Below are 23,933 nucleotides of genomic sequence, written 5' to 3'. Positions count from 1 at the left end.
AAGACTTGTGATCCTAACGCTCATTGATAAATCTACCAAGCCCAATGGCTAGAGTGCCATATTGTCCAAAACAAGAGTTTAAAAAGGGTAGGACACCTTCCTGGACTGACCTCAGCTCAATACGAGCTAAGCTCTGAGTCTACCAGGGTGGCAGAAAAGACATTGATAGAGTTTACAGCGTTTCCCTGCACTATCTTCAAGAATTAAGCGGCAAGGTCTGCATTCTACCCCTATCTAGACGGAAATTCCCAAAGCGAGTAGTTGTGCCTGGGCCTTTTGTAAGGATTCCTGCCATTCTTGGTGGGCCTCACTATCGGCGACAATGCCTGCTCCCACTTGCCCCCAAACAACATGCTGGTTTGATCGATCGGGGGTAAGCAACAGCGTACGGATCAAAATATTCAGGTCTAGCTGACCGCGCACATCCAGGTAACCGCAGGAGCCATAAAACAAACTGCGACGCAGGGGTTCGAGGGTTTCAATGATTTCCATACAGCGCACTTTGGGGCAACCAGTAATGGTGCCGCCGGGGAATGTGGCTCGAATTAAATCAATGGCATTGAGGTCAGGGTGCAAGGTGCCGATGACGTTACTCACCAGATGCATGACATGGCTATAGCGTTCGATCACCATGAGTTCGTCCACATGGACTGATCCCCAAGTACAAACTCGACCTAGATCATTGCGCTCTAGATCTACGAGCATTATGTGTTCTGCCCGTTCTTTGCGATTTGTTTCCAGGGTTTGAGCAAACTCTCGATCTGCTGCCGGTGTCTTCCCACGGGGACGTGTCCCGGCAATTGGACGGGTTTGGGCCGTTTGATCCCATAGCTGTACGAGACGTTCGGGAGAACAACTAATAACATGTCCCCACGGTGTACGCCAATAGCTGGCAAAGGGAGAGGGATTAATCTGGTGAAGCTGTCGGTATAGCTGCCAGGGAGAACTACTGGTGTGGGTTTGAAACCGCAAGGAAAGATTTACCTGAAAAACATCTCCTGCTTGAATATGGTCTTTGGCCGTTTGTACGGCTGTTTCAAATTGGGTCTGGCTAGAGCAGAACGTCAGTTTTTCTGAAAGATTCGGTGCTACGAGGGACGGGGTTTGGTGGGGCAGGTGTTCCAGACGGTGCACCATGGTTTCTATATCGGCTGGAGAGGCAGCAGCTAACCATAAATCCTGTTGGTGATGATCGAGAATGGCAAACTGTTCTGGCTCATACCAGTAGGCAACTGGGAAGGGCAGTGAATCCTCTTTGCGATAGGGAAGTTTTTCAATCTCCCAAGCCGTGTCATAGCCTAGCCAACCTAACCAGCCGCCGACAAAAGGCAGATCATCTGGGGGGGTTGCAGAGGATGGATACGCTACCCATGCGCTGGGGACTTGCCCCCTGAGTAACTGGCTAAGGGTGGGCAAAATCTCCCCAAGGGACGGGGTAAACAGTTGAGGCTGGTTCGCCATCTGTCGAGGTCCGCCAGCACATAGGGAATAACGAATTAAATTATCGGGGGCACCATCAACTCGATCTGGGCTCTCTAACAGGGTGGCGATGGCAGACCCATGAAACAGCGCTGCGAAGACATCAGCGCCACTGCGCTGCGCAAGGTCAAGCCGGTGCCAAAATCTGGGCAGTATATCTTGCTTAGCAAGCGATGGGGGGGAAGAAAGGGACAATTGAGGATGTGGGAGGTAGGGTGGGCCAGACCCACCAAAAAGGATTATTGGGTGAGGAACGAATCAAATGGGATTGCCTAGGGCAAAACGACCCCACCAAAAGAAAACCAGGCTCACAAGGAAAACCCAGTCCCACCAGCGTAGCTGTAGCTGATGCCATTGGACCTGGTGATGGTCTGGACTGGTAAAGCCTCGAACTTTCATGGCAGCGGCAATTTGCTGGGCTCGCAACAGTAAGTTGTCGAGCAAACGCTCTGCCACCATCAGCCAAATTTGACTGGCATGACGCCAGCCTAATTTACGCCAGTTGATGGCGCGGGTACGTACAGAACGCACAAGATTTTGGACCTCTTCAAGGACGAGGGGAATAAATCGTAGCGATAGGGTCAAGGTCAAAGCAATTTCCGTGACTGGCAGTTTAAACCATCGCAACGGAGACATTAGCTCTTCGATAGCTGCTGTGATCTCCTCAGGGGCCGTGGTTAATAAAAATAGGTTTGTGCTGTAAATCAGTGTGAATAACAGCGTGCCGACCTTAATGGCAAGCTTTAAAGACTTTTGTGTAATCTGCACCCAATGGAAATCAGCAATGATATAGCGATAGTTGGTTTCTGGTAGGGAACCAATGGTTTCAAAGGGGGTATCTAGGGTGGCGATCGCATCAGGTGTGGGCCAGCGAGGCTGATTAATCACAGCAATGCCATCGGGCATCACCATAATTAGCAGCGACGCCAGCGTAAACAAAATGAGTAGCCCGCCCATCTGCTGTCGCCATACCCGCCATGGCACCCTGGCGGTCAGGGTGAGCAACATCAAAATCACCACCAGAGCAATACGCCAGGCCGTATTGGCTAAAACGGGCGTCAGCAAAAAGCTCAGCAGCCAGGCTAGCTTTACCCGTGCATCAATCCGATGCAGCCAGGTGACCGGCTGTTCCAGGTATAAACCGATCGGTAGTGAGCGGAGTAGATCCATGGGGAATAGTGTTGAATTCTAAACCTTAGTTGCCCTATTCGCGCTTTCTCGGTCAAGATCGCGCATCTTCTTACCTCGCCAAATTAGACGAATGGGCGTACCTTCATACCCTAGGTTTTCACGAAATTGACGTTCAATGTAACGACGGTAATTGTCGGTAAATAGTTTGCCAGCATTCACAAATAGCGTAAACGTTGGCGGGCGGGCGCTAACTTGGGTACCGTAGTAAATTCGCCCTTGTTTACCCTGACGTGTGGTCGGTGGGGAATGCCAGCTGATGGCATCTTCGAGCACTTCATTGACGACGGCAGTACTGACGCGACGACGATGCTGCTCTACCGCCTCATCCACCGCATCTAAAATCTTGGGCACCCGTTGACCGGTGAGGGCACTGACATATAACCGTGTGGCCCAGTCTAAAAAGTAGATTTTGCCACCCAATTTTTTGTCGTATTCATAAATAGTGTGACTGTCCTTTTCAATGGCGTCCCACTTATTGACCACAATGATGCAGGCGCGGCCTTCATCTTCGATGCGCCCTGCCAGTTTTTGATCCTGCTCAGTCATGCCATCAAGGGCATCAATAACCAGCAGCACAACATCAGAACGGCGAATGGCCTTAAAGGCACGGTTGATGCTAAAAAACTCAGGGCCGTAATTGACGTTCTTCTTCTTACGAATACCGGCGGTGTCAATCAGACGATATACCGTCTCTTTACGGCGCACCACCATGTCAATGGTGTCGCGGGTCGTGCCTGATACGTTGCTGACAATGGCGCGATTTTCACCGACAAAGGCATTGAGCAAACTGGATTTACCTACATTGGGTCGACCAACGATGGCGACCTTAATCTCATCGTCTTCTTCGATTTCATCCGTTGGGGGGAGGTGGGTGACTAGTTCATCTAACAGCTCCCCGGTACCATTACCGTGGATGCCTGAGACAGCATAGGGTTCACCTAACCCCAGCGCCCAAAACTCAGTGGCTTGGATAATGCCCTGATCCTCGGATTCACATTTGTTGACGGCGAGTAGCACAGGTACAGATTGCTGCCGTAGCCAGGAGGCAATTTCGCGGTCGCTTTCATTCAGGCCTTCCTGACCATCCACCACAAACACAGCGGCCTTGGCCTCAGCCAGTGCTAGCATGGCCTGCTCACGAATGTGGGGTAAAAACTCACTGTCATCTGCAAAGACGAGACCGCCAGTATCAACCACCATAAAATCGCGATCTTGCCAAAAGGCAGGTTGGTAGGTGCGATCGCGAGTTACCCCAGGTTGATCATAGACAATGGCCTCCCGGGCCCCAGCCAGTCGATTGACGAGGGTGGACTTGCCTACATTAGGACGACCAATAATTGCGACTACGGGCAAAGCCATGGGAAACCGGCGGATACAAAGCAGACGACCATTGTAACAATTTGTGCCAGGCAGGTCTTTTTATTTTCAAAGGAATACTCAGGGACAGTATCAGGCAATTATGAACTTCGGCATATTGTTAGCAAACATCAATCCACCTCACAGGATGGCCTGCATGTCAGCTTTGGCTTCACGACGGAGTTGTTTAGAAATACGAAACAATTCTTGCCCGGTGTGGAGATAGCTGTCGTCATAGGTAAAGGTAAACCGCTCAATTTCTTCAATGCCGTCTTCGAGCTGGTTGAGACAATAATAGAGATTCGCGGCCACCTTGGCTGCCTGGGAGGGGTTGGGCATGGATTTGAATTTCTGCTTCGCTTTTTCTAGGGACTCACGACAGTTTTCCAAATAGTCCTGAAACGCTTCCATTAACTCATCATCAAACGGGTCTGCCGATAGGTTACGAACTTCTGACTTCAGGGGATTAATGATTTTGCCTATTAGGCGGTCAATCGGCTTATAAATACTGCGAATCCATTGGGCGAGGGCATCCTCAGCTTTTTGATACGCTTTGCGCCGCTGCTGATACTCAGCGCTAATATCACTGGCCCGTTGAACCCTATACCCATTCCGCTGGGCATCGTAATGTTTACGAGACTTGGGGTCTCCTAGCACTTCATAGGCGGCATTAATTTTAGCGATATGGTCGTGATCGCCATGACCGTTGGCCCGGCTATCGGGGTGGTGTTGTTTGGCTAAGCGATGGTATGCCCGTTTAATGTCAGCTTGGCTGGCCGATTCGTGCAGTTCTAGGGTTTTGTAGTGATTAGACGTCGCCATGGCCAGTTTGAAGTGCAGTCTTTATTTTATGGCTAAAAACTCAACCTTTAGCGGGTTGGCAAACCGGACAGTAATAAAAACGTCGACTGCTGGCAAAGTCTTTGACAATAGGTGTTTTGCACACACGGCACGGTCGATTGGCACGGCTAAACACCCAATGACGGTACTGGGATCGCTTTTGCCCCTCAGCTTTGAGCTGGTTGGCTAAGTCTAGATCATTGGTGATGCCACTGTAACGATAGGACTGATAGGGAATAGCAATGCTGGCTTCGGCTAGGGCTTCTAGTTGCTCGTCATTACAATCTATGGGGCGTAGCCGGGGATGAATGCGAGCAACATAGAGAATTTCACTGCGCAGATAATTGCCAATGCCCGCTAGGAAGTGCTGGTCCAGATATAAAGTGGTGAATTGACGGCGTTGATGCAGTTTTGAGGTGAGCAGTTCCAGTACATGAGCTGGCCGTAACTTAGGGCTGAGCACGTCTGGCCCCAGTTTGCTTAGAAACGGATGGGTGGGAATTTGTTCTGGGGTGAGCACCTCAATATCAGAGGCACTGTAGAGCAAGGCCGACTTTTTGGGGTTGTGAATGGCGAGTCGCAGCTGTCGTTTAGTAGTTGGATAGTTATAGGCATTACGAATCATCCAGACACCGTAAAGCTGGTTGTGGCTGTAGATGCTGAGGGCGTTATCAAAGTGAATCAGGAGGGCCTTACCACGGGTTTCAACCTGGCATACTTTTTGCCCGGTTAGTTCACTTTCATAGGGTTTGAGGTGTTCAAAAGCAAAGAATACCTCGCGGGTAGCTTTGGCTTTAACAGCCCGTTCAATTTTATCGGCGGCTTTTCGAATTTCGGGGCCTTCAGGCATTGGCGATATTTATTCTTTGTGCCAGAGTTTAATGGTTTTATCAGAGCTGGCGCTGGCCATAAATTGACCATTGGGGTGAATTGCGATCGCAGTCACCGAATTTCCATGGTCTAAAAACGTCTCCACCAGTTCTCCGGTTTTAGCATCCCAAACCTTGATGCTGCTATCTCCGCCAGCACTGACGACAGTCCGTTGATTGGGTGCGATCGCCACCGCATTGACCTCACGGGTATGGCCCTTCAGCGTGTGGATCAAATTGCCAGACCGCAAACTCCACAGCTTGATGCAACGATCCTTGCTTGCACTCGCAATCAAACGCCCATCGGCACTGATGACAACATCATTCACAGAATTCAAGTGACCAGATAGAACTCGAAAAACCTCACCAGTCCCCAGCTGCCAAAGACGAATTTTGTTATCAAAACCACCACTGACCACCAGTTCTTCATCGGGGGATATATCAACACAGCGAATCATCCCTGCATTGCCCGACAACACCTTGGCAAGCTTACCTTGCTCTAAATTCCACACCCCAACGGTCCGGTCTTCGCTGCCACTAATCAATATGGAGCTTCGCCGACCAATAGCCACTGAGGTCACATCGTGGCGGTGGCCCTTGAGAATGTGCAATAAGCTGCCTGTGCCCGCATTCCACAGACGAATGGTGTCATCATCGCTACAGCTGGCCAGGATCTGTCCACGAGGACTAAAAGCCAGCCCATTAATCCCCCGCACATGGCCAGTTAAAGACGTGATTAAGGTGCCCGTCTGTAGATCCCAAATATTAACGGTGTCATCCAATCCCCCACTGGCAAGCACCATAAATTTGGGGTTGAAGGCCACCGTTGAAACCCATGAATTGTGTCCTTCCAGGGTATGGGTGCAAACCCAATGCGACGGACCACTCCGCGGGCCAGACGTCTGCGATTTAGTCGGTATTCCAGAAGAGATACGGCTCTTAGACGATCCCAAAGAACCGGTAGAAGGCCGACCCAGGCTCATGGGGCCTGAGGGAATACCTGAAACCGGGCCAGATTGGCCCTTAGACACAGGCCTAGATTGTCCTTTAGAGACCGGACCCGAACGTCTACCTGACACCGGCCTGGATTGTCCTCGAGAAACAGGCCCAGATTTTTGTCCTGACATGGGACGAGACTGTCCCATCGAAACTGGCCCAGAACGCCGTCTGCCCGGTACTGCACCTGATCTAGGCTGGCCCGATTTAGGCTGGCCCGATTTAGGCTGAGAAGTCGATCTCGATTGCGATATCGGCCCAGATTGTGCCTTAGAGATCGGTCTATTACCAGACTGTCTAGGGGGCGGAGCGGTGGGGGGATGCTCTGCTCTAAACTCTGGGCTGAGTTCTTGGTTAATTAGCTGTTCGTTAAGATTGCGGCTGACATCTTGGCCAGTGCTAATGGCATCCGACAGCAGGCTACCCGTATCGGCGGGTCGTTGCCGAGTCCAACCTGGAACTGACCGGTGATAGGCTGGCAACGCCTCCAACTCTTGTAAAACTTCTGCAGCAGATCGGTAACGCTCATTAATAAAATCCTTGAGCATCCGATCGAGAATGGCTGCCAGTTCGGGGGTAACAGACCGACCTGATCCTATTAAATGTTCTTGCCACAGCCAGCGGCCTTCGAGGGGGCTATAGAGCTTTTCAGGCTTACGCCCAGTCATTAGGCAAATGCAGGTTGCTCCCAGGCTATAGAGATCGCTAGATGGATAGGCCTCACCACTGCGTAGTTGCTCAATGGGGGAATAGCCCTCAGTGCCGATGCGAGTCCCCGTATGATCTTTATCATTGGAGAGTGAAACTTCTAGCTGCTTAGCAATACCAAAATCAATCAGAACTGGTTTGTTATCTTTCTGACGGGAGATAATGTTGGTCGGATTAATATCCCGATGCACAACATTACGATCATGGATAAACTGCAGCACTGGTAGCAGGTAGTTCAATAACCTACGAACCTTGGCCTCATCAAACGGTCCTTCCTTTTTTACCTCTTGCAGTAAGGTATTCCCTTCAATGATCTGCTGTACCAGGTAAAAATTTCCCTGCTGTTCAAAATAGGCAAGCAGGGACGGGATCTGTGGATGCTCCCCTAATTCGTTTAAACGGACAGCTTCCTGATTAAACAAAGTGAGAGCTTTGTCAAAGGTTTTATTACTGGATTGACGTGCGAACTGCTTAATGACACAGCGCGTATTCAGGCGATCAATGTCTTCCGCCAAATAAGTTTTCCCAAACCCCCCTTGTCCCAAGGGTTTTATCGGTCGATAGCGATTACGAAGTAACTCTGTGAGAGGGCTGCCACAAGACTGACACACAGTGACCCCATCAGGGTTTACTGGCACCAAGCAATCAGGATTTAAACAGCAGATCATCTCAACAGGCAGGACGGCTAATGGTGACGCAAGCGGGAACGCTACTCTACTTTACCTATCAACCCATCTTTAGGGTGGCTGATTTTAGCAATGGCGTAGGTAATTTCCGAGGAGTAAGGAAATTATCCTTATCAGTCGTATCATTTCTTCATAAAAGCACTGCTTTGGGCACAAAAAGTCAGCCTTTGCCAATAATCAAAATTACAGTGACCCAGAATTCTATGCAGGCTGCTGATGAGTTATGACAGCTGAACCCTAATCCGTTAAAGGGTATCATTGGGACGTCTCAGATATAGCCTTTATAACAACGTCTATTGCATATGACTGACTCCAGTACTTCAGGGATACAACGTATTTTGGTGTTGGGTGGCACAGGAAGCATTGGACGTGCCGCAGTCGCTGCATTGGTAAAGCGCGGTCACGAAGTCGTCTGTATTGCTAGAGCAAAAGCTGGTAGCGGTGGTCGATTAACACAAGAGAAAACCACTCGCCTTTTGCAAGGTGCCGAGGTCCTCTTCGGTGACGTTACAAATACTACGTTTCTGGCTGAACACGTTTTCCGAGAACAACAGTTTGATGCAGTGCTGTCATGCTTGGCATCGCGGACGGGAGAGCCGAAAGATGCCTGGGCTATTGACTATCAGGCCCATGCAGACGTTCTATCCTTGGCGAAAGAATCCGGAGTGACGCAGATGATACTATTATCTGCAATTTGTGTGCAAAAGCCACGGCTTGTATTTCAGCATGCCAAGCTTAAGTTTGAACAAGAGTTAATAGAATCGGGGTTGACCTATTCTATTGTTCGACCGACTGCATACTTTAAATCACTGGTCGGACAGGTAGATCGGGTAAAAAAGGGAAAGTCTTTTTTGCTGTTTGGTGACGGCAAACTAACCGCTTGCAAGCCGATCAGCGATGCTGACTTAGCTGAGTATATGGCAGATTGTTTGGAAGACGTTTCACTACAGAACAAAGTGCTGCCTATCGGCGGACCGGGACCCGCAATTACGCTGTTGGATCAAGGGGAATATCTTTTCAAGATATTGGACCGCAAACCCAGCTTTAGGAGCGTACCAGCTTCGTTATTGAGCGGGGTGGCGGCGGTTTTGGAGGGTCTAGGTAAGGTTGTACCGCCGTTGGCTGCAAAGGCTGAGTTAGCACGGATCGGACATTACTATGCGACAGAATCGATGTTAGTGCTCAATGCTGAGACGGGGCTCTACGATGCTGATGCCACACCTGAGACAGGGAGCGATACGCTATTTGAGTATTTGCAGCGCCTTATTGACGGCAGCGAAACTGCTGATCGCGTCGATTACGACTTGTTTTAAGGCTCATTAGTTATTCGTTTTCAAGACCTTGTGTCAATTTAATGACAATAAGATTGAGATTGAGATTCAATTTAGGTTAGAGATTGTAGGAAAAGAAAGATTAGTTACCTACATTCTGTGTATATGGAAATCTTGCTAGTCGATGATGAGATAGAACTCACCGAACCGCTCGGTAGAGTACTGCGGCGTGAGGGATATAAGGTGCAAGTTGCCCATGATGGTGAAACTGGTTATGAGTTAGCAGCTAATAGCCAGTTTGACTTATTGATTCTGGATTGGATGATGCCAGGGTTGAGTGGGTTGGATATGTGTCGGCAGTTGAGAGAGCAACACTTGACCACCCCAGTTCTTTTTCTCACTGCAAAAGACACTCTAGATGATCGTGTAGACGGTCTTGATGTCGGGGCAGACGACTATTTAGTGAAACCTTTTGAACTGCGGGAGTTGTTGGCCAGGGTGCGGGCGTTGTTGCGTCGTCCCCCCATCCGCGAAGAGACTCAAATAACAACTTTACAGTATCAAGATTTAATTCTAGATAGTGCGAATCAAATTGCTAGACGGGGGGGGGAGATTCTGCCGGAACGTATCATTGAGCTATCCGAAAAAGAAGCTCAGATTCTGGGCTATCTAATGCAGTACCCTGATCAGCTACTGACCCATCAGCAGATTTACGATGCTGTCTGGGGCACCAGCGGTCAACCTAGCAGTAATGCCCTTGCGGCTCAGATGCGTTTGTTGCGCCGCAAGGTAGAACATTATGGTGAAGTGACCTTAATTCATACGGTCTATGGCAAAGGGTATCGATTTGGCTCTCCATCGGAGCCTGTATAACAGTATGCGATATTCGTTATCACGTTTGCTATGAAGCATATAACCAGTTCGCTTGTCGACTACGCAAGAGCGAATTGGCTAATGGCCTGGTCGAAGATAGATTTTGTTACTCCTAGTAAACGGGATAAATCACTCACAGTATAGCTATCGATTTGTTTTGTCAGTGTATTGTGCGAAAACTGGGCAAACTCCCACAGTTTTCCGTCTGTCACTATGCCGTAAACGGGTGTATCTGCACCGTTAATATGAGCTACCGCAATTAGTTGTGCCAGACATTGGCCCCAGCCTTGTTCAAAATCGTTTTTCTTCGCCTCTACAACTATGATAATTGGAGTTTCCAGCATGGTTTTACCCAATGGGGAGCGCTTGGAAACTAAATAGTCGGGAGTGCCGTTGAGTTTACCATCATAGGCAATTGATTTTTGTACCCAGAGGGAAGTGCGCTGATAGTAGTGCTTATAGACCTCTCGCAAAATTGGAAAGATAATGGCTTCACATCTTGCTGCTTCTGAAGCAAAAATATCAATATTTTTTTGATTGAAGTCAAATTCGTCTAAAAAAACTTGAGAAGGACTGTAATCAGCAGGTTCAATAAAATTAAGTTCTTCGTACCTTGTTTGATATTCAGTTTGTACTTGAGTGATGCTTTTGTAATCGCTAAAAGCCATGGCTAGATAAAGACATCAAGTCGTTAAACCGTCGCTGTATGCCCTTATTCTAGCTAAGTGCTTAAATCCCATTATCAGTGTTGCAGCAGCTGAATGTCGTTGTAACGTAAGCGTCCCATAGCTTATTTAGCTGCGGGCATGCCTTCGCCATGATTCATGTCACCGTGATCCATGCCACTGTGGTCCATCATCAATTCCATGCTGGTGGGACCAGATGCTTTGAGCCCCATGGATACTAGACCAGATGTTAGTAGCCCCATGGTGACAAGGCCGGTCGACAGTACCCCCATGGAGATGATGCCGATGGAAATAATACCGTGGGAAATGACGCCAATAGAGATAATGCCATGGGCAGAAATTCCGACTGCAACGATGCCATGAGCACCGATCCCCATGGAGAAAAGCTTTCTTTTCTTGCGCGGGGTTACAGGTTCTGTAGTGGGGGTGCTGTCTATCACAGGTCGATGCATAGAGTTAACCCAGCGATATTAGTGCCCTAGACAAGAATATGTCAAAAGACAGCCTGTCATAGAAGCGCAGCTTACCCCTTCAGTATCAACCTTTAACGCCGCTGCTAGCCTCGCTAGGGACAATGTAACGCTGCATAATCACAAAAAAGAGCAGGATTGGGGCAGTGGCAATGACGGAACCAGCCGCAATTAAGCGCCAATCTAGGGAGAAGCTGCCGGCTAATCGGGCAACTCCCAAGGGGAGGGTGTAATATTCAGGTCGATTGAGCACAAGTAGCGGCCACAGGAAATCGCCCCAGGAGCCAATAAAGACGAAAATGGCTAAGGTTACCAGGGCGGGACGCACAGACGGAATCATAATGTGCCACCAGATGCCGAGCTCTGAGCACCCATCAATGCGGGAGGCTTCTTCAAGTTCTTTGGGCACGTTCTGAAACGCCTGACGCATCAGGAAAATGCCAAACGCAGAGGCAATGGCTGGAAAAATCACGCCCAGATAGCTATTGGTGAGGCCCAGTTGTACGGTGAGAATGTACAGCGGAATCATCACAATTTGGAACGGGATGAGAATAGTGGCAACTATCAGTGAGAATATCAGCTCTCGCCCGCGAAAGTTTAGCCTGGCTAAGGGATAGGCTGCTAGGGAACAGAACAGTAAGTTCAAAACCACTGTAATGGTCGCAATCAGAGTGCTGTTAAAGAAGTAGCGGCCAAAGGGATTGGTCTGCCATACGTTGACAAAATTTCTAAAGGTCGGCTCTTGGGGGATAAACCGAGGTGGGAATTCGAAAATGTTTTCGGTACCTGATTTGAAAGCGGTGCTGATCAGCCAGAGGAGGGGCAGCAGCATTGCGATCGCAATTCCCCCCAAAAGCGCATAAATCAAGACAACTTCCCACCAACGCTTTTGCTTTAGCACGGTCTATCCCCTTAGCCAAACGAGCGTTTTTGCATGAGCCAAAACCCAGCAAAAGACTCCGAGTCAGGATTATCTTGCACCGCCACAAAATGCACCTGATTCGCCTCCTCCTTAGCAGCCATGAACCTCTCAGCTTCCTGCTTCAGTTCAGGCCGATTCAGACTGGCCATAATCCAAGTGTCATTGCTGCCAGTTTCTAGCAACAGCTGGGATATCTGACCGATTTGCACATCCAAATAAGCCATCTCCAACCCTGACATCCAGCCCGCTAATGGCAGGGCTCGTTCTGAAAAAATCAGGATGCCAGGCACCATGGTATCAGGACCAATCCCAGCCAGTTCCAGGGGAAACGCCTCACCAAAGCCAATCTCCCACTCTGGCATATCGGCAAATTCCTTCGCTGGCAGGCTGACCATGGCCCAGCGCTGCCCTATTAAGGCATCAGGTAAAGGTCGAGCAACTTCCACAGGTTGCACTGTCGCAGGTGATTTCCCCTCCTGGTAGCCAGGTTGCTGGGGATAAAAATTTTCCTGCCGGTCTTCAAGCCAGGTCTGTAGAGTCAAGGTACGACGACTGAGACGAGCCGAAACACCCAGTTCATCACAGGCACGCTTGATCATGTTCTGCATCTGATAGCGAAAGAAGCGAATCTGTGTGGGAGATTCTCCTGATTTTTCAATGGCTTCCTCTATCGCCTGTTGTAACTCAATGGAGTTAACCTGCTTGTTCGAAAGGAATTTACTGTAGCGAATCCTAGAGCTATCAGCAACGGATTGTGCCCCATCACAGAGAAGCACTTCCCATCGTTTTTTTTGATTGTCATCTAAGACCGGGCGCGAGTAAAAATCCAGTTCCCATACGCTACCCATTAACCGTCTTGCTCCGCCAGTAGTTTGCCTGGATCTGCAGCTCGTTCAGGAGCTTCAGCCATTAGTTTATCAGCCTCTTTAAGAATCTCGCCAGGATACTTTTCTAACACCTTGGTGGAAAGGCTGATACGACCTCTCTCTTCATCCAGGTTCAGTACCACCGCCTTAACCGGCTGTCCTACTTCAAAGACATCGCCAATGGAGGGCACAAAACTCTTGCTGATTTGCTTAACATGGAGCAGACCTCGCACACCATCAAAATCAACAAACACACCAAAGGGTTTAATGGAACCGACTTTGCCATCGATCAGCTGACCTGGATTGAGTTGACCTAAAGCAGTGGTGCGAGCCGCATTACGGCCTGAGAGCACCAGCTTATTATTTTCTTCGTTAACTTCTAGAAATGCGACAGAAATTGTGTGCCCTACCAATGTGGTCAGGTCCTCAGGAGGGTTTACCAGATGAGAGCGAGGGACAAAACCACGCAATCCTTCCACATCTGCGATCACGCCCCCCTTATTCGTGCCGGTGACCGTGACATCAAGGATGTCTTTATTAGCTTCACGTTCTACCAGGTGGGCCCAAACTTCCTTAATTTCTAATTTACGAATGGACAGAATTACCTGACCGTTGGCATCCTGATCACGCACAATCAAAAACTGCCGTTCACTGCCAATGGGCACTGCTTCTTCGAGAGTGACGCTAGAGCTAACGGAGGCTTCACGGGCGGGAAGGAAGGCTGCTGCTTTACCACCAATGTCTATATAAGCACCATCGTCAGTATGGCTATCCACTTTGCCCGTAACAACTGCTCCCTTTTGGAAGTTAAAGTCATGTTGATCAAGGGCCTTGAGAAAATCGTCAGCAGAAAAGGTCAACGGTCTATGGCCTGTCAGGACAGGCTCCCATAAAAAAAGTCAGTTTTTCAAGTGTAAGCTAATTTTCGCGTACCGAAATCTTAATTTTTAGGTGTGGTAAGACGTAGGCTGGGTACAGCCATTTGGTTTGCCCTTTAAGCAACTATAGAAAACGTTAAAACCCAACAAACCCAACTCTTAATAAAAGAACACCGTAATCAACCCATCGTCTCGGCAAATAATGCCTTTACCTTTTCCCAAGCATCGGCGGCAGCATCGGGATTGTAGCTATCGCGCCGATCGCAGAAAAATCCGTGGGCGGCACCTTCGTATTCAAAAATTTCATGGTCGATATTGGCCGCTTGTAGAGCTGAACGTATTTGCTCAACTGCTTCAGCCGGAATAGAGCCATCTTCGCTGCCAAAGAAGCAGTAAAGGGTGCCGGTAATGTGTGGGGTGCGATCTAAAGCAACAGGGCCAGGGCCAAAGGCCGTGTCGGGAATACCCGCGCCATAGAAGGATGCGATCGCATCCGTATCCCTTAGAGTGGCTGCCAAATAGGCCACATGGCCACCAAAGCAAAAGCCAATACAGCCGACGCCACCAGCTTTTACCTGGGGCAGGGTCTTGGAGTAGTTGATGGTGGCTTGGATGTCGCTCAGTAGTTCATCAGCTTTGGTTTGCACCTTATATTGACGGCCCACTTGAATATCTTCAGGCATATACCCAGTTTCAAAGCCAGGGGCCTGTCGATGGTACAGCGCGGGGGCGAGGGCGACATACCCTTCTCTGGCGATCCGTTCGGTCACATCGCGAATGTGGCTATTGACTCCAAAAATTTCCTGTAGGACAACGACTGCGCCAAAAGGACCATCACCGTCGGGCATGGCGACATAGACCGGGAGAGTCATATCATCGCTTTTGACCTCAATGGTTCGAGTCTCAATCGTTGGAGTGGTCATGGTTCCATTGCTCTAGTTTATCGCTCCTATTCTGCCGCCCCATGGCCTCTTTGTCCCTTGCACATCTGTAAACGGTATCTGAGGGGATGGCAGTGAAGCATGCCATCAATATTCGGGTTCCCAACCACAAGTCAGACCAACGATCATTTATTAAGCAGCGCCTCGACTGTGAACTTTTGTTTCCTATGACAGTTAAATGACAATTGTCACATCTCAAAACCCGGTTTCGCGAGTAACCTCTATGTAATGTTGGGTAGCCTGGTTGTGGTTGGAGCTATTTCTAGGTACCAAACCGCATAAATTTTCTTACTAGACGGCAACTGAGCGCGATCTATGGTGCAATTTCACATTCAGACTGATAGCGAAATTCCAGCTTCTACCCAGCTCTACGATCAGATTTGGTTTGCGATCGCATCCCGCCAATATCCACCTGGATATCGGTTGCCCAGTACTCGTCAATTGGCCATGCAGACAGGGCTACACCGCAATACCATCAGTAAGGTATATCGCCAGCTGGAGGAAGCCGGAGTCGTTGAAGCCCAGCCCGGCTCTGGTATCTATGTGCGCACCCAGGGCAGCGTAGAAATTGACAAGCCCCGGTCACCGCTACTGGCCCAGTTCCCGAAGGCCCAGGAACTGGTCGAAAGCAGTTTGGATGAATTGCTGCGTCAGGGGTGCTCTTTGCATCAGGCCCGCGAGCTATTCTTGGGAGAAATTGACTGGCGGCTACGCTGTAGTGCCCGAGTGTTGGTCACCACACCCCGTCAGGATATTGGTGCAGGTGAGCTCATGGTGCGCGAACTGGAGCAGGCACTACGAATTCCCGTACAGCTAGTACCCCTGGAAGAACTGGAGGATGTGCTGTCCCAAACACGTTCCGGGACCGTTGTGACCAGCCGCTACTTTATTAATGAAGCAGAAGCGATCGCAGCACCGAAGTCTGTGCGGGTGATCCCCATCGATATTTACGACTATGCCGAAGAGCTAGGCCAGCTGAAGGATCTCCCGAAAGACACTTGTCTGGGACTAGTCAGTCTCAGTTCAGGGATTCTCCGAGCCGCTGAGGTACTCTCCTACAGTTTGCGTGGCGATGAGATTCTGGTAATGACAGCACAAACCGAAGATGAACAAAAACTCTCGGCGGTTGTGCGCAGTGCCCAAACCATCGCTGCCCTAGACAAAGCCAGCTTCCCAGCCATTAAAGAAGCCTTGCAAGCAGCTCGAGAAGACATCATCCGCCCACCAAAAGTGTTCTGCTGTGAAAACTATATCGGTGAGAAATCCATCGAAGTGTTAAAGCGAGAATTGGGCCTGGATTAATTAGACGTCCCAGTCAAGTTGGCAGCGTCTACAGCATCAGATGTCCGTAGCTGAAGTAAAGCCACTTGCTTTTCTTGGGGTTGAGCATTTAGAAATAAAGACTCAATAATGCCTGCCTGTTTCTTAAATATTGCCCGTTCATGAGGTAGGAGCTGTTCTAGGATTGTTTTGATAATTGTTTGTACCCCAAAGTTAACCAGCTCCCATTGAACATCAGTTAATGAGAACACCTGTAGGCATAGCGGCAAGAGTTGTTTCTCGATCACCGATGAACTATCCTCCAAAACACATAGCCAAATGTAGGCCTGAAACATATTTAGATCACGTAGGCTAGAGGCTTGAACAGCCGCAGATTGAATTCTGCCTTGACTACTAATGTGTTTAGGGAAAGTTTGTAGCGCCTGCTGATAGGTATATGCCGAGATTGAGCTTATCTGCGGCATCATTTTTCTTGCTACAGCGAGTGACTGCGTCATATTGGATGTGGATGGAACGATTGAACAGATGCGTTGCCATGGCATACACATCAACTCGTCTAAGACATGTAGATAGGGAACTAACCAAGTGCAATCATAGGGAGTGAGATGACTTAAAATTCGTTTTCGGGTCAGATGTAGTTGGGTTGTCATAAACCCAACTAGATGATGATTGACAGATGAAAAATAGACAGCTTTGAGTTCGCGTAATAGAGGACCCACCGTCAGCATCAAGCTTGCAAAGTGGGGAATGACTAGGTCTACGGCCTCTAACCGCCTCTCCTCTGAGTCAATCACATGTATATAGTCAACAACAGGTGAAAAGATAAAAGATTTTTCGTAGGAGTCAATTAATACTGCATAAATTTGCTTAATTTTAATGCTGAGTTCCTGTAATTCCCAAATATCAGGAGAAGGCGAAAGTTTCTTTGATAGAAGTTGTTGTGTGTCTACAGCTGCTAGAGCACAGTCCGATTCTAAATGATGATTAATATTAAAAGAGGTAGCTTGGCGTGCTTCATCGGTGATTGATGACCGCAGACGCTGCTCAACATGATTTCTAACGTGATGAGAAATCTTATCGAACTCTGGTAGGTACCGGGCAATCCATATCTTCAGTAGTTCATTGTTGATGTCAGCTCCTGCAGCTTGAACGCGCTTGATACTCATACATGCTGAAGAAAATTTAATGTGCTAATTATGATCTACGCTGTGATATATTGCTTTTCTAAAATGTTTAGCACCTATCCTCTCAGCGTAGACCTAAGGTTTTATAAAGTTGCTGGCGCAACTAAACTACATCCGTAAATTCTTTTCAATCTGGCGTAATTTAATCCGAGCTAGACCTAAATTAGCCTTCTCTCGATCCAGCACGAGGTAAAAGAAGACACCTTCAGCTAAATCGCATATACGCAGCAAATGATATTGGTTTGCAAGAGTAATTAGGATGTCTTCAATGGGTGATGTAATCCCTAGCCCTTCACGAGCTCTGTTTTTAGCCTTAATCACTTCGGCGTTAAGAGCGACGGCTTGTTCTAACTTAACAGAAGAGAAAGCTTGTTCATTCCGACTAGCTTGTCCCAATGAAAAACCTGTACTCCAATCTCCAATAGCGGCTCCGATAGTGCCGTCGATATTTAGAGCACTTTGAATAGATTCTTTAATATTGTCCATATACGGTAAATAACCTCAATAATGATTGTTCAAGTTACAGGTGGGATACGCGTGAGTTCTAATAAATTAAATCACTGCAACAACTTTCGAGAGGCCACAGTTATTCTGATTGTTAGAACAAAGAAATTTAGATTTTGCACAGTAAATGCACCGACTGCTGCCATTTCTCGATAAATATCGTTTTCTCGCCGTATATTCAATGACATAATCTAGCTTATACATTGAGAATCATCTATCTTTTATCAGCTTGTCAGTTTGTTAGAAAGCAAGCAATATTCTAAGAGTCATCTTATTTATGTCTTAACATATGGACATCATGATTTAAAGTTTAAGCTAGTTACATGATAAAAAACCTATTTTTAAGGCCCAAAACCCTTTTCATGAGATAAGTTTCAGGATTAAATTAAATCTCTCTCATGAATCTTATGAAGAATAAAGTTTTTGCCGCAGTTAATTTCTTAATTACTTTGTTTGGCAAAAACCTAGTAAGAGGCTGAGAGAGCACAATACTATTCGAAATAATTTGGCATTTTTACCTGGCTTTCTGACTGGGTAAAGGTTGATGCTAATCGACAGATTGATAAGGAATAACGCTGGGATGTCTAATCGCAGGGAACGATTTAACTAACGATGCAGAACAAGCTAATGCTAAGGGCAGGAACCTTTCCCTGATAGCCAAATCTAACAGAACTCTGTGAGATCAACGATTGTAGTTCATGCGTGCTTTGCTAACGATGGCTGTACTGTATTCATGTTTAACCAGTTGGGCTCTCCTAATGCTCTATGCTCGGTGGAGGCAGTCACGAGTCGTGATTCGATGCCTGCCCAAATTTGAGGCGATACTCTGACAGCCATTTGCTTGCACCGTACCATCAGCTCACAGATGTAAAAGTAATCAGCCAGTGCTTGGGCATCCGTCGGTGATAAATGCCAATCATCGGGAGAAATACCTAGGCTACTAAACCATAGCTTGAGAACTCTGGCTTGAAATATCTGTTTTTGATACTCAGACGTTTCTTGGGTAGGAATGCTGGATTTAAGTGTTTGCAACCCTTTAAGTAGGTCTAAGCAATTGACAGAGGTGAAGATATTAAGGCGAGCAAAGCGTTTAGCGAGGGTAATACCCCGTGAGATCGCACGGGTAATATCTAGATCAGACTTATGAACACGGGTAAGGGCATGGTTAAGGGTTAGCGTCCGTGCCAGATTCATCTCAATTATGCGAGCATGGTCTGGATCAAGGACCAAGGCTAAGGCGCGAGCCCGCTCAAGGATATGGGTGCGAGCCAGGTCACGATTGAGTTCGCGATTCAGGGCCAGAGCCAGGTAAATAGCGGCTACTCGTTTAGCCACAGGACGAAAGCTACCCAGGGAGTTATTGGTTGATGCAGCTGCCCACTGCCCCAGACGTTGCAGCTTGATAGAGTTAAGGCATTGGTTCGCCTTGTGTTCGAGAGCTTCTAACAAATGGTTTGCCCCTTGTTTACCGGTCAATAACCCTGGCGTTAACAACAACACTTCACGCCAGCGTCTATCGGTGGCATGGGCCGCAATCACACTATCCCAGTGGTGATTATCTGCCAAACATTGAGCCGTGAGATATTCTTGCAAAGTCAGATGAGAGAACGAATAAGCATCTTCAGCACGCTCTACTAAAATACCTTGCTGCACCTCAATGGCTTGTAAGACAGCTTCCCCATCTAGAATTTTGGGTACATTTAGATTGCTAGCCAAAAAGTCTTTAATTTGAGCTGTTAGCTCTCGCCGCGAGAAAAATAAACGATTGGACTCAAAGCCAGCAAAGGCAATTTCAGATAACAGTCCTTCTTCCAGCTCAATACTCAGACCTTCATAGATTTCATCGCGATTGATCCGCTTTTCTGCGGCCCATTCCTCTAAAAGGATACGTAATGCCCGTTGATACAGGCTGCTACGATTAGCAGGAAATCGCTGTGAGCGGTCGTAGACAAGGCATAGAAAGGTTAACAGTAGGGGAGTGTGGGCTAACTCTTTGGCAGCTCTATTTTTCTCTTCTTGTAATGTCTCCCAGCATCTTTGGCTGGTGCCACGTTCTGCATCTTGTGCACTACTAAACCAATTTTTAATAAATTGCTCGATTTGTTCATTGTCAAAATCGGCCATACCCACATCACTAAACCGAGTAAAACCACCGTGGTAGGCTGCGGTTCGGCACGACCCTATAAATCGGTTTTGATCATAGCGATCAACAAAATTCTGGATAGTGCAGATAACATTATCGAGATTTGCAGTGGGCACCTCATCCAGACCGTCCAATAAAATCAGCAATTTCCCCTGTCTTAGGGCCTGTTGAACAAATTCATTAGGGGCAGGAAAACCACAGTGACGAAACTCCTCGGAGATCAGCATTTCAATGTCAATGTTATCGGTCTCAAAGCGTTTCAGTTCCAGTAACACAGGAATCTTTCGATGGTGATATGCGACGTGTCCGTGATGAAATGTTCGTAATGCTTCCAGACCTAACTTACGCAGGAATGTCGATTTGCCTGCTCCGGGTGCACCTAAAACCATCAGATATTGCTTTTCGTTAGCCACATCAATACCCGAACGTTTTTCATTACTGTTACGTCGGCCAATGGAGCTACGAAATCGAGTTTTTCGATACTGTTGTTCTAATGCCTGAGGAGATTCAAACCCTAGAACATCATCTTCATCAAGAAATTTTACGCCTGTGTAAACCTTTGCAAGGTCTACGGGTTCGCGCATTCCTAACACTTTTAGCTGGCAGTGACGCTGCCTGTAGGTATGAACATATTTCCTTGATGCATTAAAGAATAGGTTGCGTATTTCAGCAACAGCCTGACTGCCGACTTTCGGCAAAAGATTAAATGCAAAGCTGGCAATGCCGTCCGCGACTGGTTCCGCCAGCAGTTCTAAACCGGTCATATTCGTTGATTGTTACGCCATGAACCATTGTGCCAATGTTCTGCATTCTCGGGGAGAGGGGGAAGTGACCTGGTTATCTACGCTCAGGGGGTAAGACACTTGGTGTTAAGTCGATAGTGTAGGGCTCGTAGACAAGATAGAAGATCCTCGCATACTCAGAAAGTATAGATTGCATTATTCTTCGCTTACTTTGTACGTAGGTGATTCTAATTAGTTACAGATGTCAAGACCCCTTCCGTCCCCATTTTTTGGGAAGACTAGCTCCGAAGCCCTCCAAGATTGGGAGTTTTGAGAGTAACTTCTAGAGGTTAAACAGCTTGTATATATTTTAAAAGAATTGAACTGAGCTCCTTAATTGGAAAATAAAACCTCTGATAATTTTGTTTTTAGGATTGATGATTTTATTGTTATGAATATTGAGTGTAAGGCTATCAACAATCTCATTGGGTAAATGGTAACAACTGGATAGTGTTGCAATTTAAGATCACCTTGCGGAAAAATCCCATCTCACCGGGGATCACTAGACAAGTAAATTCTGAAAATCGTATGCAACGACTAGCAAAGATCGGGCAGCGACTGCTGCCATGGTTACTGACTGCGCTCATTCTGATGACCGTAGGCGGTTTACCCGCGTTGGCTCAAGGAGCCTCTACATCACCACGCATCATAACCGTAACCGGTCATGGCCATCACACAGCACCGACTACCCTAGCAGAAATCACCTTAGGAATATCTGATAAAGGCGATAGTGCAAAAGCAACCTACACGCAGCTAGCAAAGCGCACGTCTGCGATCGCAAAAACCTTGAAAGCCCGCAAAGTCGACAATATTAAGACATCTAATGTTCATCTTGACCTCAAATATGGTCGTGATGGCAAACCGCAAAAAGATGAGTATGAGGCCTATAGAAACATAGAATTTCAGGTACCTGCCGACGAAATTGGGGTATTGGATAATGCGATCGCACTGAACATAGACCGTATTCAAAACATTCGCTATCTAGCGAACGAGAAAGACCTCCTAGCCGCCCGCGATCAAGCCCTAGAAAAAGCAATTACCGATGCCCAAGCCCAAGCTAAAGTAGCCCTCGACCAGCTGGGCTTTAGCCTTGAAGATGTAGTCGATATCCAGGTGAACGATGCCATCACCCAAGCACCGGGAGTTGATGCTGTTCCTAAAGGTGATGGCTATGCCAGCGGTAGTTGGTCTGCTGCTAGCAGCCTGGCCGTAGAAGATGGGGCGCAGGCTGTGGATGTGCAAGTGACATTGAAGGTGCAGTATTAGAGACTGCTGGGCACTCCCCATTTCCCACGCCCTAAATTACTAGGGACCTCACTGTTGCTGTTGCTGTTTCCAGGTGTCAGTTAGTAAGCCAGAATAGCCCCAGTCTTCTTCTTTAATTTCCTGGATGACGATGTGAATGTGCTCGGGCTTTTTCCCTAGCACACGTACTAAAGAATCAGTCACATCCTTGACTAGCGCTGCTTTCTGGGCTCGTGTTGCCCCAGCTGTAATCTGAATATTGACATATGGCATAGCGATAGTTGAGGAGTAATATAGTGGCGAAGGGTGCTGTGTCTATTGTATGTTTTCCCACTGGATTGATGACCGGCTACAGTTGCGATCGCTCCAGCTAACCGATGCTAATGAGCTTTTTGCACTCACCGATGCAAACCGCGACTATCTGCGTCGGTGGTTGCCATGGCTAGATAGAACAACGACATCAGCTGATACCAGAAATTTTATTCGCAATGCGATAGAACAGTTTGGCGATACGGAAGGAGTTGTTGCAGCCATCTGTTACAACAATTGTATCGCAGGCATCATTGGTTACAATCACATTGACTGGGACAACCGCATTGGCCATATGGGCTACTGGCTAGCATCTTCTCATCAAGGCAAAGGGATAATGACCCGGTCCTGCCAGTATATGGTTGACTACTCATTTGCCACCCTCTATCTCAATCGCATTGTGATTTGTTGTGCCACTGGTAACAGACGCAGTCGAGCCATTCCTGAGAGATTGGGCTTTACCCATGAAGGCACTGCCTGCGAAGCAGAGTGGCTATATAATCGCTTTATTGATCATGAAGTTTATGCCATGTTGCGAAGCCACTGGCAACGTCACGAAGAGTTTTTATAGGCAATTACCAACAGAGAACAAAGAATTGTTGATGCTGTTGTTGCTTAACGATTGTTAGTTACTGGATAAAGCTCTAAACCATAGCGATAAAGAGCAACGGGGCGATCCATTGCCTTAAAGTAATCCGGATCTTGGGGTGATAAATATATGGCCGTCATCTGGTCGGCCACAATATGGTCTTCTTGGTAATGATAGGCCGTTGTGTTTTCCACTTCGTTTAAGTACACCGTTGGTCGGCCACCCCGAAAAAACTGTTGAAAGACTTCAGTGGTGATAAACGTATGGTTGTCAGGCTGTTCTACTGCTCGTCCGGTCACTGTAGACACCAGCTGCTGATTGTCCTTTAAGAAGGTAATTTGACGATTGGGATCTTCAGGATCAACATTAACAGCTTTAACCCAATCATCTCCTAAATATGCTTTGGCCAGACTCATGCCATTAAAAGCGCGATCTGACACCACACCTTCTGTCGTTTTTAATGGCCGATTGAGAAATTTACCCTGGGCAACCCGTGTCTTTTGAAAGTGAATATCCGCTTCAATGGGCATATCCAAAAACTGACGATTCCCTTCAAATCCTGGTGTAATCACCTCTGGGGCGACTGGTGCTGCCATGGTCAAAAGCGTTGAGGTCATCCGCCATGAACCGTCCATCCAAGCTGGGTAGACCAGGTCTCCTGCTGATGGCTGTACAGGTGGTTTGGTGGACCAATGGGGAAACGCCGAGACTCGCTCAGCCAGGGGGGTGGCCATGGCTTCACCGCTACACAGCAGCCATACTAAAAATAGCAGTGTGAACCAGACGAGTTTGCGCCGTAGCCGCAGTCGCAGCAGCTTCAGAAAAAAACGATGCATGATTGGGTTGATGACCATAGCACCAGTT

General features: G+C 47.8%; 22 protein-coding genes. 5 read left to right on the top strand and 17 right to left on the bottom strand.

Going from position 1 to position 23,933, the window contains the following annotated elements:
* Positions 1 to 234: 234 nt before the first annotated feature.
* The 6 genes from SPB21_RS26435 to SPB21_RS26410 form a co-directional block, all read right to left on the bottom strand.
* Complete coding sequence (locus SPB21_RS26435; RefSeq protein WP_499868075.1) at positions 235 to 1,674, bottom strand: anthranilate synthase component I; 1,440 nt, start codon at positions 1,672 to 1,674, stop codon at positions 235 to 237.
* Between the two features lie 63 nt (positions 1,675 to 1,737).
* Positions 1,738 to 2,649 (bottom strand): energy-coupling factor transporter transmembrane component T family protein, encoded by a 912-nt coding sequence (locus tag SPB21_RS26430; RefSeq protein ID WP_490794448.1) that lies wholly within the window; start codon positions 2,647 to 2,649, stop codon positions 1,738 to 1,740.
* Between the two features lie 18 nt (positions 2,650 to 2,667).
* The gene (der, locus tag SPB21_RS26425; RefSeq protein ID WP_163666289.1) at positions 2,668 to 4,029 is read right to left on the bottom strand and encodes a ribosome biogenesis GTPase Der; all 1,362 of its coding nucleotides are present in this window, start codon (positions 4,027 to 4,029) and stop codon (positions 2,668 to 2,670) included.
* Between the two features lie 138 nt (positions 4,030 to 4,167).
* Positions 4,168 to 4,848 carry a J domain-containing protein gene (locus SPB21_RS26420; protein WP_163666291.1) on the bottom strand — a complete coding sequence of 227 codons (681 nt, stop codon included), beginning with the start codon at positions 4,846 to 4,848 and terminating at the stop codon, positions 4,168 to 4,170.
* Positions 4,849 to 4,888: 40 nt separating this feature from the next.
* A complete protein-coding gene (gene nei, locus SPB21_RS26415) occupies positions 4,889 to 5,716 on the bottom strand; it encodes an endonuclease VIII (protein WP_499060085.1) in 828 nt (275 codons plus the stop codon).
* A gap of 9 nt (positions 5,717 to 5,725) precedes the next feature.
* The gene (locus SPB21_RS26410) at positions 5,726 to 8,107 is read right to left on the bottom strand and encodes a protein kinase domain-containing protein (protein ID WP_499868074.1); all 2,382 of its coding nucleotides are present in this window, start codon (positions 8,105 to 8,107) and stop codon (positions 5,726 to 5,728) included.
* A 320-nt stretch (positions 8,108 to 8,427) separates the two neighbouring features.
* On the opposite strand from SPB21_RS26410, the gene SPB21_RS26405 reads away from it, so the two are divergent.
* Complete coding sequence (locus tag SPB21_RS26405) at positions 8,428 to 9,438, top strand: NAD(P)H-binding protein (protein WP_499868073.1); 1,011 nt, start codon at positions 8,428 to 8,430, stop codon at positions 9,436 to 9,438.
* Positions 9,439 to 9,561: 123 nt separating this feature from the next.
* Positions 9,562 to 10,269 carry a two-component system response regulator RppA gene (gene rppA / locus SPB21_RS26400; RefSeq protein ID WP_499868072.1) on the top strand — a complete coding sequence of 236 codons (708 nt, stop codon included), beginning with the start codon at positions 9,562 to 9,564 and terminating at the stop codon, positions 10,267 to 10,269.
* 59 nt (positions 10,270 to 10,328) lie between these two features.
* On the opposite strand, the gene SPB21_RS26395 is transcribed toward rppA, so the two are convergent.
* The 6 genes from SPB21_RS26395 to SPB21_RS26370 form a co-directional block, all read right to left on the bottom strand.
* Positions 10,329 to 10,937 (bottom strand): hypothetical protein, encoded by a 609-nt coding sequence (locus SPB21_RS26395; protein WP_163666302.1) that lies wholly within the window; start codon positions 10,935 to 10,937, stop codon positions 10,329 to 10,331.
* A 122-nt stretch (positions 10,938 to 11,059) separates the two neighbouring features.
* Positions 11,060 to 11,407: a copper resistance protein gene (locus tag SPB21_RS26390; protein WP_499868071.1), complete on the bottom strand. Its 348-nt coding sequence runs from the start codon at positions 11,405 to 11,407 to the stop codon at positions 11,060 to 11,062.
* Between the two features lie 85 nt (positions 11,408 to 11,492).
* On the bottom strand, positions 11,493 to 12,257 hold the full coding sequence (locus SPB21_RS26385) for a carbohydrate ABC transporter permease (RefSeq protein ID WP_250565374.1): 765 nt from the start codon (positions 12,255 to 12,257) through the stop codon (positions 11,493 to 11,495).
* Positions 12,258 to 12,337: 80 nt separating this feature from the next.
* Entirely contained in the window at positions 12,338 to 13,195 is an 858-nt protein-coding gene (locus SPB21_RS26380) for a Tab2/Atab2 family RNA-binding protein (RefSeq protein ID WP_163702121.1), read from the bottom strand.
* Entirely contained in the window at positions 13,195 to 14,073 is an 879-nt protein-coding gene (locus SPB21_RS26375; RefSeq protein ID WP_499060080.1) for a S1 RNA-binding domain-containing protein, read from the bottom strand. Before SPB21_RS26375 ends, SPB21_RS26380 begins: the two co-directional genes overlap by 1 nt.
* 197 nt (positions 14,074 to 14,270) lie before the next feature.
* A complete protein-coding gene (locus SPB21_RS26370) occupies positions 14,271 to 15,014 on the bottom strand; it encodes a dienelactone hydrolase family protein (RefSeq protein ID WP_499868070.1) in 744 nt (247 codons plus the stop codon).
* A gap of 333 nt (positions 15,015 to 15,347) precedes the next feature.
* Between SPB21_RS26370 and SPB21_RS26365 the strand changes: the two genes are divergently transcribed.
* The gene (locus tag SPB21_RS26365) at positions 15,348 to 16,334 is read left to right on the top strand and encodes a GntR family transcriptional regulator (RefSeq protein WP_023075400.1); all 987 of its coding nucleotides are present in this window, start codon (positions 15,348 to 15,350) and stop codon (positions 16,332 to 16,334) included.
* Here the strand turns inward: SPB21_RS26365 and SPB21_RS26360 are convergent.
* The 3 genes from SPB21_RS26360 to SPB21_RS26350 form a co-directional block, all read right to left on the bottom strand.
* Positions 16,331 to 17,479, bottom strand: coding sequence for a bilin-binding protein (locus SPB21_RS26360; protein WP_499868069.1), 1,149 nt, complete (start codon positions 17,477 to 17,479; stop codon positions 16,331 to 16,333). The two genes, SPB21_RS26365 and SPB21_RS26360, sit on opposite strands and share 4 nt — an antisense overlap.
* Positions 17,480 to 17,605: 126 nt before the next feature.
* Complete coding sequence (locus SPB21_RS26355; RefSeq protein ID WP_163702128.1) at positions 17,606 to 17,983, bottom strand: hypothetical protein; 378 nt, start codon at positions 17,981 to 17,983, stop codon at positions 17,606 to 17,608.
* Between the two features lie 714 nt (positions 17,984 to 18,697).
* Positions 18,698 to 20,908 (bottom strand): NACHT domain-containing protein, encoded by a 2,211-nt coding sequence (locus SPB21_RS26350; protein WP_499868068.1) that lies wholly within the window; start codon positions 20,906 to 20,908, stop codon positions 18,698 to 18,700.
* Between the two features lie 546 nt (positions 20,909 to 21,454).
* Between SPB21_RS26350 and SPB21_RS26345 the strand changes: the two genes are divergently transcribed.
* Complete coding sequence (locus SPB21_RS26345; RefSeq protein ID WP_499868067.1) at positions 21,455 to 22,192, top strand: SIMPL domain-containing protein; 738 nt, start codon at positions 21,455 to 21,457, stop codon at positions 22,190 to 22,192.
* 48 nt (positions 22,193 to 22,240) lie between these two features.
* Here the strand turns inward: SPB21_RS26345 and SPB21_RS26340 are convergent, their stop codons facing one another.
* Positions 22,241 to 22,444 carry a tautomerase family protein gene (locus SPB21_RS26340; protein WP_490795753.1) on the bottom strand — a complete coding sequence of 68 codons (204 nt, stop codon included), beginning with the start codon at positions 22,442 to 22,444 and terminating at the stop codon, positions 22,241 to 22,243.
* Between the two features lie 49 nt (positions 22,445 to 22,493).
* Here SPB21_RS26340 and SPB21_RS26335 point away from each other — a divergent pair, with 49 nt between their 5' ends.
* On the top strand, positions 22,494 to 23,051 hold the full coding sequence (locus SPB21_RS26335) for a GNAT family N-acetyltransferase (protein ID WP_163666324.1): 558 nt from the start codon (positions 22,494 to 22,496) through the stop codon (positions 23,049 to 23,051).
* 44 nt (positions 23,052 to 23,095) lie between these two features.
* Here SPB21_RS26335 and SPB21_RS26330 read toward each other — a convergent pair whose 3' ends face one another.
* On the bottom strand, positions 23,096 to 23,923 hold the full coding sequence (locus SPB21_RS26330) for a DUF6816 family protein (RefSeq protein WP_499868066.1): 828 nt from the start codon (positions 23,921 to 23,923) through the stop codon (positions 23,096 to 23,098).
* Between the last annotated feature and the right edge of the window lie 10 nt (positions 23,924 to 23,933).

The sequence above is a fragment of the Leptothoe sp. ISB3NOV94-8A genome (assembly GCF_043421595.1).
Taxonomy (GTDB): domain Bacteria; phylum Cyanobacteriota; class Cyanobacteriia; order Phormidesmidales; family Phormidesmidaceae; genus Leptothoe; species Leptothoe turfae.
The sequence above is the reverse complement of the archived record's forward strand: the minus strand, read 5'-3'. Positions and strand labels throughout refer to the sequence as shown.